The following is a 12,688-nucleotide window of genomic DNA, read 5'->3' as shown; positions in this document are numbered from 1 at the left end:
CCAAAGGCGGGCGGCTTTTTTTCAGGCGGCACACTTTACAGATAACTGTTTTTTCAACAAAATAACGCCGATATTCAAATACACGGAATCAAAAATGCCCGCCCGCCCCCTGAAACACCTGCGTCCCGCCCTGCTCCTCGGTTTGGCTTTCCTGCTGCCCTCTGCCCGACTTTTCGCGGATACCGATATTTTGGGACAGTTTTTAAAACAAAACCTGCCCGCCTCCTCCGATCCGATAGAAATATTCGCCGAAAGCACGATATATCCCACCGACACCCAGGCTATTACAGGCGGGCTGATTCTGTCCTCCCAATCCGCACTGGTCGTCAACAACCAAACAGGGCAAATACTGTATCAGAAAAACGCCGACAGGATTATGCCCATCGCCTCCATCTCCAAACTGATGAGCGCGATGGTCGTTTTGGATGCAAACTTGGACATGAACGAAACCGTTACCATCACGCCCGACGAAATCGACCGCCTCAAAGGGACCGGCAGCCGTCTTGCCATAGGTACGGCACTTACACGCAAAGAACTGCTGCACCTGAGCCTGATGAGCAGCGAAAACCGCGCCACCCATGCATTGGGCAGAACCTACCCCGGCGGCATGGGCGCATTTGTCGCCGCCATGAACCGTAAAGCCCAAAGCCTGGGCATGTACAGCAGCCGCTTTTACGAACCGACCGGACTCAACTTCCAAAACGTTTCCACCGCCAAAGACCTGAGCCTCATGGTCAACGCTGCCGCCCAATATCCGCAAATCCGCACCAACTCGACTTCCAACTACGCCTCGGTACAGACCAAAAACGGGCAGCAGAACTACAAAAACTCCAATGCCCTAGTCAGGGAAGGCATGTGGAACATCGAATTGCAGAAAACCGGCTACATCCGCGAGGCAGGCAGGTCTATGGTTGTCAAAGCCAACATTCAAAACCAACCCGTTACCATCGTATTGCTGAACTCGCCCACATCCGCCACACGCATCAACGACGCCCGAAAAATCGAATCGTGGATGCTACAGCAACGCTCCTGACATACAAATGCCCGGCGGAAAACCGCCCAAACACAAAAAAATTGGTAATTTTTCCTATTCAAGGCTACAATTCGACACGCACAGGGCGTCTGCCCGATTTCACAATCATAATAACGGAGTTAAAAATATGACAGCTAAAGGACAAATGTTGCAAGATCCCTTCCTGAACGCCCTGCGTAAAGAGCACGTTCCGGTTTCGATTTACCTGGTCAACGGCATCAAACTGCAAGGTCAGGTTGAATCTTTCGACCAATACGTCGTTCTTCTGAGAAACACTTCCGTAACCCAAATGGTTTACAAACACGCCATTTCCACTATCGTACCGGCTCGCTCCGTCAACCTCCAACATGAAAACAAACCCCAAGCCGCACCGGCTTCGACCCTTGTCCAAGTGGAAACCGTCCAGCAGCCTGCCGAATAATCCGCACGAAGCATGACGTGTCATATCTTTCAATACCTTACCGGACAACGGTAAGGTATTTTTATTTTCAGACGGCATTTGAAAATGTTATTGAAAAACATCCTTCCATTCTCCCATTGCCTTTTGCGGCAGGCACTTCCCGAAGGCGGCAATGCGCTGGACGGCACCGCCGGCAACGGACACGACACCCTTTTCCTCGCACAAACCGCAGGCATCCGGGGGAAAGTGTGGGCATTCGACATCCAGCCCCAAGCCCTGAACAACACCCGATGCCGTCTGCAGGAAGCAGGTTACAGCAATGTACGGCTCATCTTGGACGGACATGAAAACCTGAAGCAATATATTCCGGAGCCGCTGGATGCAGCCGTTTTCAATTTCGGCTGGCTGCCCGGAGGCGACAAGAATCTGACCACCAACAAGGAAACCAGCATTGCCGCCCTTTCTGCCACCTTATCCCTACTGAAAGAAAACGGTATGCTTATTGCCGTCCTCTACCCCGGGCACGAAAACGGAAAGCAGGAAGCAGAAGCCGTCGGACAATGGGCAAAAAACCTGCCTCAAGAACAGTTTGCCGTTTTACGTTACGGCTTTACCAACCGGAAAAACAATCCGCCCTATCTGTTGGCATTTGAAAAGTTACGTCAAAAATAAATGTTTGCGGTAAAATAAGCCGATTCCAACCCTTATTTTGATAAGAGCCGACTATGCAGTATCTGATTGTCAAATACAGCCATCAAATCTTCGTTACCATCACCATTTTGGTATTCAACATCCGTTTTTTCCTACTTTGGAAAAATCCAGAAAAGCCCTTGGCGGGCTTTTGGAAAGCACTGCCCCACCTTAACGACACCATGCTGCTGTTTACGGGATTGTGGCTGATGAAAATTACCCATTTCTCCCCGTTCAACGCGCCTTGGCTCGGCACAAAAATCCTGCTTCTGCTCGCCTATATCGCATTGGGTATGATGATGATGCGCGCCCGTCCGCGTTCGACCAAGTTCTACACCGTTTACCTGCTCGCTATGTGTTGCGTCGCCTGCATCGTTTACCTTGCCAAAACCAAAGTCCTGCCTTTCTAAAACACTGCCATGAACAACAGACATTTTACCGTCATCGCCTTGGGCAGCAACCTTGACAACCCCGCACAACAAATACGCGGCGCATTGGACGTGCTCTCGTCCCATCCCGACATCCGGCTTGAACAGGCTTCCTCACTGTATATGACCGCGCCCGTCGGTTACGACAATCAGCCCGATTTCGTCAATGCCGTCTGCACCGTTTCCACCACTCTGGACGGCATTGCCCTGCTTGCCGAACTCAACCGTATCGAGGCTGATTTCGGACGCGAACGCAGCTTCCGCAACGCGCCGCGCACATTGGATTTGGACATTATCGACTTTGACGGCATCTCCAGCGACGACCCCCGCCTTACCCTGCCGCATCCGCGCGCGCACGAACGCAGTTTCGTCATACGCCCTTTGGCAGAAATCCTCCCTGATTTTATTTTAGGCAAACACGGAAGGGTTACCGAATTGTCAAAACAGCTCGGCAATCAAGGTATCCGCCTTTTGCCCGAAGAATAATCCGCCACACGGAAATGCCGTCCGAACACCGGTTTCAGACGGCATTTTTCCTTTGCCGCCAACACGCGTGCAAAAAAATCGCCCCTTGGGAAAGGGGCGCAAAAGGAACACAAACCACTACCAAAACTTTAAATCTACAACATTGCCTGCCGCATACTGTATCCGACAGGATATAAAGCCCTCACTAAATCGTTTCGAGAAATCCAAACTTCTTCATCCCCGACAGAAAACCTACCTTTCTCCGGCACCAGCTCCAACAGAAACGGCTGAACCGCCGTATGCAGCTTGTCTTTACACCGCTCCATCTTTCTGGACAGCGCAGACAGGGCGCGTTTGTAGGCATTATCCTTGCGGTCAAGCTCCCGCGCACTGCCGACCCAGCTCAAACGAAGGTTGCGGCTTTCATCCTCAATTAGCAAAATGCCTGTTTTAACTTCTCCTACCTCAGGCTCGCACGAAAGCGAAATATAATATTTACCGTCAATATTGACATACGCCGCTTCATGCACCTGACAGTTGCAGCCGGAAGTGGCAAGCAGCGAATAAACAGAATCCCGATGCAGTTTCAAAATATCAAGGGAAATCTGTTTGAAAATACTTTCCGGCATTTTTCCCTCCTTTCGTCTGCTGCGTTGTTTACTGGATTGACTGCATTATACAGACATCTCCCAATCTTGCAAATGATAATTGTTCCTATTTTTTAAAAAGTTTATAAATTATTGATGGATATATGAATTAATTTTTAAGATTTAAAACCATTGTCTCGAAAAACACAAAAATGCCGTCTGAAACGTGTTCAGACGGCATTGGCTTCACAGGCAGTCCGTTTAAAATTTCACGCCCTTATGCAGCGCGACGATACCCGCACTCATATTATGATAGTCCACACTGTCAAATCCGGCATCCAGCATCATTTGCTTTAAAGTTTCCTGATCGGGGTGCATGCGGATGGATTCGGCGAGATACTGGTAGCTGTCCGCATCTTTGGCAATCAGTTTGCCCATGACCGGCAGCAGCTTGAACGAATAGAAATCATACGCGCCTTCGAGCGGTTTGTAGATTTTGGAAAACTCCAACACCAGCAACGTGCCGCCCGGTTTCAAAACACGGTACATCTCTTTCAGCGCGGCATCTTTATGCGTCATATTCCGCAAGCCGAACGCCACGGAAACCAAATTGAAATAATTGTCAGGGAAAGGCAGTTTTTCCGCATCGGCAAGCGATACGGGGAGAATCATACCTTCGTTCAAAAGCCGGTCGCGCCCGACGGTCAGCATAGAAGAATTAATATCGGTCAGCCAAACTTCGCCCTCTTTGCCGACGCGTTTTGCCCAACCGCGCGACAAATCGCCCGTACCACCCGCAATGTCCAACACTTTATCGCCTTTTTTCAGGTGCGCCGTGTTGATGGTGAAATGCTTCCACACCCTGTGCAGCCCTGCCGACATGACATCATTCATAATGTCGTAGTTTTTGGCGACGGAGTGGAACACTTCCGCCACTTTTCCGGCTTTCTCATCTTCGTTGACCGTACTGAACCCGAAATGCGTTTTCTGTCCGCCCATATTCTAACCACCTCTCTGATACCGTTGCCCGTCAGATTGCCATCCGACCGGTCTTATTTCTCTTCAAAACGCGACGCACCAGCCGCCGCCAATTTGTCCAAATATTCCTGCCACATCGCATCGTATCCGTATGCCAGTCTGTGCAGATACGCCCAATCGTAAAGACCGCTGTCGTGCCCGTCCGAAAAACTGATTTTCAGCGCGTACTGACCGACAGGCTGCAAATCCGTAATTTGCACATCCGCCTTACCGGTCTGCAAAACATCCTGTCCCACACCATGTCCGCGCACTTCCGCACTCGGCGAATAGACGCGCAAAAACTCGGCAGGCAGATTTTTAGATTCGTCCCCGTAAGTCAAAACCAATACGGTACGGTTTTTCAACAAGCGGATTTCAACAGGAATATTATTCAAAAAACACCTCGGTTCGGCATACAATATCCGGCAGGCGCAGGCGTGCCTTCAAACGGCGCGTATTTTAACAGCTTTATCCCGATACCGATATTCAAACCCACATTTCAGACGGCATTGATATGGACAATCTCGCTTGGGGCGGCATTCCCGACATCCGCACGCTTTACAATATTATCGGCAAACGCACACAACCGCTCAACCTGATTATCTGCCTCCCCGATAATCAGATTCCCGATTTTCAAACCGCACAAGATGCTTCGGATGCAGAATGCCGTCTGAAGCACCGTTTGGATCAGGCAACGCAGTGCCTACAATTCAACAGCATCAACCTCATCGAACACATCCTGCCCGATGTCCGTTTTTGGCTGGTTCCGCCTTCACGCACTCACCGCCTGCACGAACATTTCCACCATATCTCTTGGCAGACCAAAGCCATCGCGCAAACAGAAAACACCCCCGACAAACCCTGGTTTGCACTTCCACAAACATCCGAACGGCAAAAACCGGAACACGTCTTCGTCATCGGCGCGGGCATATCCGGCGCGGCAACCGCCCACGCCTTAGCATCACACGGCATTTCCGTTACCGTATTGGAAGCCCGAAAAGCCGCCCAAGCCGCCAGCGGCAACCGCCAAGGGCTGCTCTATGCCAAAATCTCGCCGCACGATACCGAACAAACCGAACTGCTGCTTGCCGGCTACGGCTACACCAAACGCCTGCTCGAACACATCCTGCCCGAATCCGAAACCTGGGGCGGCAACGGCATCATCCACCTCAATTACAGCCGCACCGAACAACAACGCAATCACGAATTGGGTTTGCAAAAACACCATAACCATCTCTACCGCAGCATCACGCCGGCAGAAGCCAGAAAAATCGCCGGTATCCCGCTTAGCACCCCCTACGCCGAACCATCATGCGGACTATTCTGGCAGCACGGCGTATGGCTCAACCCGCCCGCATTCGTCCGCGCCCTCCTCAGCCATCCGCTGATCGGACTGCACGAAGACACACCGTTAACCGGCATTTCCCACGACGGGGAAAAGTGGATTGCAAGCACGCCAAACGGCATCTTTTCCGCCACACACATCGTCTACTGCACCGGCGCGCACAGCCCCTGCCTGCCCGAAACCAACCTCGCCGCCCTGCCCCTCAGGCAAATACGCGGACAAACCGGCCTCACACCGTCCACCCCGTTTTCCGAACAACTGCGTTGCGCCGTTTCAGGCGAAAGTTACATCAGCCCGTCGTGGCACGGACTGCACTGCTACGGTGCAAGTTTTATTCCCAACAGCAGCCATACCGGATGGAATGAAGCCGAAGAAACCTCAAACCGCCAAGCACTAGCACACCTTAATCCCGCCCTTGCCGAATCATTGTTTGCCGCCAACCCAAACCCTCAAAAATACCGGGGACACGCCGCCATACGCTGCGACAGCCCCGACCACCTGCCCATCGTCGGCGCACTCGGCGACATTGCCGCTATGCGGCAGACTTACGCCAAACTCGCGCTGGACAAAAACTACCGCATAGATTCACCCTGCCCGTACCTGCCCAATGCCTACGCCAACACCGCGCACGGCACGCGCGGACTCGCCACCGCCCCCATATGCGCCGCCGCCGTTGCCGCCGAAATCCTAGACTTACCCCACCCCCTCTCAAAACGCCTGCGCCACACCCTCCACCCCAACCGCACCGTCATCCGCGCCATCGTCAGAAGGCAAAACCTGACTCCTTAAACCTTTGCCGCATTCTCTTTGAAACTCTAGGCTAATATTCATATCTTACGATAAGGTCTCAATACTATGACACATACACAACCTAAAACTTTTATCACTTTCCCACACCGAAATTTCTATAACCATGTAAAAAGATTTTAAAAAATCAGTGAGTATGCGAAAAATCAGTCAATACAACATATGATATACCCACTAAATTATTCTCTACTCCATTCTATCCGACCGCCCCTCAGATTTGCACGTCTATCGGCGTGCCGCCCACGGCCGCTCCCGTCAGTGATGCAATCACCCCGCTCTTTGATTTGATTTCTTCTTTAATATGTTCCGGCAGCAGGTTGGCATTGAACTCGCCTGTTTGCGGATCGATTGCGGTTTCCAAGTTCCAAAATGTCCTGTTGGATCATATACTTTACCTTTATAAATTTATTTCTATTCTATATAGGATCAAGTTTAGTGGAATACGGACTTAGCTAATGGGCCAAAATCAACAAATAGAAGGAACTCCTCCATTTTTAGAAACAAATATAGGCCAATTTCCAATAATAGATTTGTTTATATCCATTGTTTCTAAATATTCTTTTGACTGATATGGGAAAAACCACCCATCATCATTTTCTCGTACATGAGTTTCAACTATTAACAATGAAATTCCCATTTCTTGCTCTATTTGACTTAAAAAAGATACTGCGATTTTCTTTGCTTCTCGATAATTAATCGTCATGGCAATACTCCAAATTGAAAATGTTTGAAGGTAGTAAAATTGACTTCGCCTCCTTTTTATATTTGCCCATCAATATACCTTTTGGGAAAACTGCGCTTTATGGACCACGCTGGCTCGGTGGTGTTAAACAAGACCGTCTGAAACGGTTTTTCTGTTTTCAGACGGCCTTTCGTCAAGTAATGGGGGATGCAGACATAATTGGTATTGCGGAATCTTCAAGCCAGCACGCGTGCCATACTCACTCTATAGGGAGGATTTGTTTACATTGTGGCTTGTTCTGCTTCAACTTACATCAAATATCAGATTTTTCTTCATCGGCTTTATCATTCATTACCTTATTTACGGCTTCTGGAGACAGGGGCTTACCGCATTTGCTGCAGTAATCAATTTTTGGAACAGGGGAAATGCCTTTAAAGAAAGTAAAGCTATCCGACCCGATGCCGACGGAGGTGCCATAATTCATCTTTTGGAATTCGTGGCAATAGGGGCAGATTCCTGCGATGATTATGTAGAATAAAATTATGATACCTCCGAAACTGAAATATATCGCAAATATTATTTGCACAATTGTTATTTGCAGAAAGTTAGAACCCGTTATTACGTCTTGGATAAATGCCAAAACCACTGTGATTCCGAGAATTAAAAAGAAAAATTTCGGAATCCTCATCCTTTTCTGAAACCTGATTGCGGTATCCATGGCTTTGTCTTTGTCATTTAAGTTTGTGTTCATGTTTTTAACTTTCTTGGCTGTGTTTTGATATTAGGTTGACACGCTAATTTAAGAAAGAATCATGAAATACATAATTCTTTCTCGTTTGCCTAGATTCAAATATATAGACAAATAACTCAATCGATAGGGTGATTTGCCATTTACCAGTTTTCCAATCTGTCCAGCATTTCTTCTACCGAATACGCTCCTTCTAATTTTCTGGTTTCAAATACCATCAAATATCTATATTTCCATCCATCATTGAGTTGGTTTGCGGCATTTTCCCATGCTTTTCCCGCGCGGATTTTTGCCTGACTGTCGCTGCCGTCCAGTTGATTGCCCTTGGTTTCCAACAACACAACCGTACCTTTCTTCGTAAGTAACACAAAATCAGGATAATGATTTAGGAATGCATTGATATAAAAATCGTTCTTTTCCAAATTCCTGTGCCAAAACTTCAAATCAATATTGTCGTGATTTAAAATGGTTTGCAAAATCCGGCTTTCAAAATTGCTGATTTTGCCTTCTTTTTCATACAGGCTGTGGGCATACGGCGTACCAAACTCACTGGGGTTGATTTCCGATGGGAAGCTGAAATGTGGGACAATCACAATCTCGTCTATATCCCTCCGTTTGTAAAACTCGTTTTCAGCAAAGGTAGTGCTGATTTGGTTGATTTTCTGTTTGATTTTCTGGAAATATTGATGGATATGGATAAAACAATGTTGCCGCTGTTCGCTGTTCATTCGTTCCACAATACAACGGAAATAGGCTTTTATATCGTCATCGCCAATCGGATAGAACGATTTTTTGCCTAAATCAAACAGATTCCTAATCAGTGTTTCCTGTTGCGTTTTATCAGGGTAATTGGCAAATATTTCAACCAGCCGTTTTTTATCTTGTCCTTTTAAAGGCTGAAACTGCACCATACCCTTATCGTCAATATTGCTTTGATACACCGTTTCGCTAATATTGCCAAAATCGATATTGCAGTTCTCACCTGATAATTTTAAATTTTTGAGCAGATTGGCTTTATCCAGTAAAACCTGCCCGCCGTTTTCGCTAAACCAATCCTCCAAATCCGCTTTGATAAAAAACTGAGGCAATTTCAGATTGCCAATCAAATCAACATATTCAGTTTGTATTTTTGTCATATTGGTTTTCCCTTGCAAGTCAGGAGGTACCGGATTGGGATTTTGTACGGCCAGTTCTTGGTAATCCCTGCTTTGCTGCTCGGCCTGCTTTTGAAAATCGGCAACCGTCTGCAAAACCGAACTATGTTTTGAATCCGCACTGTCACCGTTTCCCGTGTTTTCAGACTGTCTGAAATCATCAGACAAAGAGGTCTTCTCATCGTGAGTTGCTTCATCTTTTTTATCGGTGTCCAGATTTTCCGTATGAATTTGCCCAAATAAATCGTCAGGTGAATTTGGTGTTTCGGACAATCCGTTTGATGCAGGCATCTCTGTCGGTATAGCAAGACGATAGTCATGTTCGCTGAATCCCGCCATGTTTAAACCTTTGACGATAGACTGCAAAGTAGCGTCAAATTTGTCGGACGAAGTAAACACAAAACTGCTGTTCAACAAAGGTGACGTGTGATTTTGGGCATAGGGCTGGCGCAATATCCGCCCAACAATCTGAGTAACATCAACTACCGAAGATTTATTTGCCAAACTCGCCAAGATATAGGCATACGGGCAATCCCAGCCTTCTTTTAGGGCATTTACGGTAATCACAAAACGGATTGGGCAGTCTTTTGACAGTAAATCTACATTTTTTAATTCATTGATTTCACTGGTTTTGATAGCAATTTGATTTTCAGGGATGTTGATTTTCAACAATTCATTCTTAATGTGTTCGAAAGTCGCGTTGTCTTCTTTGCTTTTAGGTTCGGCCTGGAACAGGACAATCGGGCGGATATAGGGCGAAGCTCCCGATTTGAAAGCATTTTCGGCGATTTTTTCCAAATTCGACCGCAAGGTCAAAGCAGACATCATCACATCAGTTTGTGTATTCTGCTTGCTGACAATCACGGGCAATTTCACCATTTGTTCGGCTTTTAAAGCGACAGCATCCACATAACTGATGATATTGCTTGTGTTTTTCGGGGTAGCGGTGAGCTCCAAAATAAAACTCGGATTCAGATTGACCAACATTTCTTTGGATAAAGCGGTAGCGGTATGATGGCTTTCATCCACAATCAATACGGGATTTAAACTACGCATCACATTGACGAGGCTGGTTTCGTCAAACTCCTCCAGCTTGTCTTGCGGGTTGATGTGTTCAAAACCCGCCAAATTCGCATTATCTCGATACGCCCGCAATACTTCTTTGCTGCGTCCTTTCAGACTGTCAAAGCTCATTACCACAATGGAAATGCCTTGATGTACACTGTCGGCATCAAAATTTTGCCCGCACAAAACCTCTTCTTTATTAAAAATTTGAACACGTCCGACCCCGCCGAATTGGGCGTTTAATTTTTGGCGGTACGGGTGTTGGATATCACGTAGATTTTTTAAGGTTTGCGATAAAATACTTTCAGACGGCACCAGCCACACCACCATTTTGGGATTATTCTTGCCACCGTAATTTTTAGCATCAAAAATCGGTTGTAGCGCATTGACGGCAATAAAGGTTTTTCCGCCAGCGGTCGGGACTTTCATGCACACATTTGGCACACCTGAAATGGTATTGTGATACGTTGGCGGGTTTGGGATGGGAAAACGGCGGTGTTCACGCCAATAGCGGGCAAAAACGGTGCTCAAACTGTCAGACTGGTTGCTATTCAACAAATCCAAATAAGCTTGCAAATCGTCAATCACGTCTTTTTGATAGTTTTTCAATTCCATTTTAGCCCCTTAAAATCGTGAAATGTCGCGTGGGATTCGCTTAAAAACAATCTTGTATTGTTTCAACTGCTCGTGCGATAACACCACCTTGTCAGCATAAATTACCCAGCTTTCGGGGCGGTCTGCCAAGCTTTTGAGGGAGAGCGTTTGTAAAAATTCCAAATCTAAAGTCGTTATTTGATTTTCTTCATAATAAAACACATATGCCGTATTGTTTTCCATACCCAAAGCGTGCGGCGATACGCCGTTGTCCGTGTGCCAAATATCTTTCAAACCTTCGGTGTAGCCGATGTATCCGCGGATGGCGCAAATGGGTGCTTTGGGATTGAGATTGTCATCTTGAAAAAGCGGTTCCCCCACGGTGTAAAACGAAAAGCCGCCGCCGGTACCGTTTTGGGTTTCGGGTTTTGTACCGTAGCCGTTGATGACACGGCGGATACGCTCGGCGGTAATGGTTTCGGCATAGTCCATCATTTCTATACCGATAAACCGGCGGTTGCCGCCATCTTTTTGATTGAGCGACAACACAGCATGGGCGGTTGTGCCGCTTCCCGAAAAGCTGTCTAGGATTATGGCGTTTTTTTTGGCAGCAATTTTCAAAATATATTCAACTAAATCAACTGGTTTTGGCGTATCAAAAACTTTATTACCATCAAAAATCTGCATCAATTCTTTGGTTGCACCGGTTGCGGTATTCAAATCAGTCCAAATGGTAAAAGGGTTTTGACCTTTGGATTGGACCTCACTTAAAAAGCGTTTATATTGAGGTTTGCCTCTGCCGGTCTTGCCAAACAAAATCCTGTTTTCGGCGAGTGCCGTCTGATATTTGTCTTCGGTGAATCTCCAATGTCTGCCATTCGGCGGATAATAGACTTCGCCTGTATTCGGATTTGTTATGGGATAAGACAAGTTTTCACGGACATTTGGCGCGTCCATTGGGTCGGCAACCCACGCTCCACGAGGGTCGTTGTCAGGATTGGAAAATTTACTTTCATCAGCTGGCAACGGCTTAATTTTGAAAGAATCCCGATTTTCTGAATAGCATAAAGTGTGTGTGTGCGAAAGAGAAACATCGGTATCATTCTGACTGGATTTGCGATGTTGCCAAATGAAATCCGCTATGAAATTCGAATACCCGAAAATCTCATCGCAAATCAGTCTTAAATTGGCTTGCTCATTATCATCGATACTAATAAAAATCACGCCGCCGTCTGCCAAAAGTTGTTTGAGCAATTTCAGACGCGGATACATCATGCACAGCCATTTGTCGTGACGTGAGAAATCTTCGCCTTCTTTGCCTACCACTTCGCCCAGCCATTTTTGAATCCGCGGGTCGTTGACATTGTCGTTGTAGACCCAGTTTTCATTGCCCGTGTTGTACGGTGAGTCTATGTAAATGCAATTTACCTGCCCGCCAAATTCGGGCAGCAGCGATTTGAGTGCAAGCAGATTGTCGCCATGAATCAATATATTGTCTTGGCGGTTGTGCGGTTTGCCAGGGGGGGCTTGAAACGAATATTGCTTGTGCAGAATGTGAAAAGGAACATCAAGATGATGTTGCAAGACTTGTTCTTTGCCCTGCCAAATCAATTTAGGCATTTTGCCCTCCTTTACTTGACAGGAAACAGTTATAATAATTTGAATTGATTGAA

The 12,688-nt window shown here is 47.0% G+C and carries 14 protein-coding genes; 6 read left to right on the top strand and 8 right to left on the bottom strand.

Annotated elements, in window-relative coordinates; translation table 11 throughout:
* The first annotated feature begins 94 nt into the window (after positions 1-94).
* The 5 genes from Q9J79_RS00385 (at position 95) to folK (ending at position 3,037) form a co-directional block, all read left to right on the top strand.
* Positions 95-1,033: a serine hydrolase gene (locus Q9J79_RS00385; RefSeq protein ID WP_301911539.1), complete on the top strand. Its 939-nt coding sequence runs from the start codon at positions 95-97 to the stop codon at positions 1,031-1,033.
* Positions 1,034-1,160: 127 nt separating this feature from the next.
* On the top strand, positions 1,161-1,454 hold the full coding sequence (hfq, locus tag Q9J79_RS00380) for an RNA chaperone Hfq (protein ID WP_003687717.1): 294 nt from the start codon (positions 1,161-1,163) through the stop codon (positions 1,452-1,454).
* 84 nt (positions 1,455-1,538) lie between these two features.
* Positions 1,539-2,105: a tRNA 5-(aminomethyl)-2-thiouridylate-methyltransferase MnmM gene (gene mnmM / locus Q9J79_RS00375; protein ID WP_301911540.1), complete on the top strand. Its 567-nt coding sequence runs from the start codon at positions 1,539-1,541 to the stop codon at positions 2,103-2,105.
* Between the two features lie 53 nt (positions 2,106-2,158).
* Positions 2,159-2,533 (top strand): SirB2 family protein, encoded by a 375-nt coding sequence (locus Q9J79_RS00370; RefSeq protein WP_002217625.1) that lies wholly within the window; start codon positions 2,159-2,161, stop codon positions 2,531-2,533.
* A 9-nt stretch (positions 2,534-2,542) separates the two neighbouring features.
* The gene (gene folK, locus Q9J79_RS00365; protein WP_301911543.1) at positions 2,543-3,037 is read left to right on the top strand and encodes a 2-amino-4-hydroxy-6-hydroxymethyldihydropteridine diphosphokinase; all 495 of its coding nucleotides are present in this window, start codon (positions 2,543-2,545) and stop codon (positions 3,035-3,037) included.
* A gap of 134 nt (positions 3,038-3,171) precedes the next feature.
* Here the strand turns inward: folK and Q9J79_RS00360 are convergent, their stop codons facing one another.
* The 3 genes from Q9J79_RS00360 to Q9J79_RS00350 all read right to left on the bottom strand — a co-directional run bounded on the left by Q9J79_RS00360 (position 3,172) and on the right by Q9J79_RS00350 (position 5,015).
* Positions 3,172-3,645 carry an NGO0322 family iron-responsive protein gene (locus tag Q9J79_RS00360; RefSeq protein WP_301911544.1) on the bottom strand — a complete coding sequence of 158 codons (474 nt, stop codon included), beginning with the start codon at positions 3,643-3,645 and terminating at the stop codon, positions 3,172-3,174.
* 219 nt (positions 3,646-3,864) lie between these two features.
* Complete coding sequence (gene ubiE / locus Q9J79_RS00355; RefSeq protein WP_002214049.1) at positions 3,865-4,602, bottom strand: bifunctional demethylmenaquinone methyltransferase/2-methoxy-6-polyprenyl-1,4-benzoquinol methylase UbiE; 738 nt, start codon at positions 4,600-4,602, stop codon at positions 3,865-3,867.
* A 53-nt stretch (positions 4,603-4,655) separates the two neighbouring features.
* A complete protein-coding gene (locus tag Q9J79_RS00350; protein WP_301911547.1) occupies positions 4,656-5,015 on the bottom strand; it encodes a gamma-butyrobetaine hydroxylase family protein in 360 nt (119 codons plus the stop codon).
* 119 nt (positions 5,016-5,134) lie between these two features.
* On the opposite strand from Q9J79_RS00350, the gene mnmC1 reads away from it, so the two are divergent.
* A complete protein-coding gene (gene mnmC1, locus Q9J79_RS00345; RefSeq protein WP_301911548.1) occupies positions 5,135-6,754 on the top strand; it encodes an FAD-dependent 5-carboxymethylaminomethyl-2-thiouridine(34) oxidoreductase MnmC1 in 1,620 nt (539 codons plus the stop codon).
* A 229-nt stretch (positions 6,755-6,983) separates the two neighbouring features.
* Here the strand turns inward: mnmC1 and Q9J79_RS00340 are convergent, their stop codons facing one another.
* From Q9J79_RS00340 to Q9J79_RS00320, 5 genes are all read right to left on the bottom strand, one after another.
* Positions 6,984-7,133 (bottom strand): hypothetical protein, encoded by a 150-nt coding sequence (locus Q9J79_RS00340; RefSeq protein ID WP_301911549.1) that lies wholly within the window; start codon positions 7,131-7,133, stop codon positions 6,984-6,986.
* Between the two features lie 105 nt (positions 7,134-7,238).
* Positions 7,239-7,475, bottom strand: coding sequence for a YrhB domain-containing protein (locus Q9J79_RS00335; RefSeq protein ID WP_301911550.1), 237 nt, complete (start codon positions 7,473-7,475; stop codon positions 7,239-7,241).
* A gap of 292 nt (positions 7,476-7,767) precedes the next feature.
* Complete coding sequence (locus Q9J79_RS00330; RefSeq protein ID WP_301911551.1) at positions 7,768-8,205, bottom strand: hypothetical protein; 438 nt, start codon at positions 8,203-8,205, stop codon at positions 7,768-7,770.
* A gap of 140 nt (positions 8,206-8,345) precedes the next feature.
* Positions 8,346-11,036, bottom strand: coding sequence for a DEAD/DEAH box helicase (locus Q9J79_RS00325; protein ID WP_301911552.1), 2,691 nt, complete (start codon positions 11,034-11,036; stop codon positions 8,346-8,348).
* Positions 11,037-11,045: 9 nt separating this feature from the next.
* Positions 11,046-12,635 (bottom strand): site-specific DNA-methyltransferase, encoded by a 1,590-nt coding sequence (locus tag Q9J79_RS00320; protein WP_301911553.1) that lies wholly within the window; start codon positions 12,633-12,635, stop codon positions 11,046-11,048.
* Positions 12,636-12,688 lie beyond the last annotated feature (53 nt).

Source organism: Neisseria viridiae, from assembly GCF_962747995.1.
GTDB lineage: Bacteria > Pseudomonadota > Gammaproteobacteria > Burkholderiales > Neisseriaceae > Neisseria > Neisseria viridiae.
The sequence above is the reverse complement of the archived record's forward strand: the minus strand, read 5'-3'. Positions and strand labels throughout refer to the sequence as shown.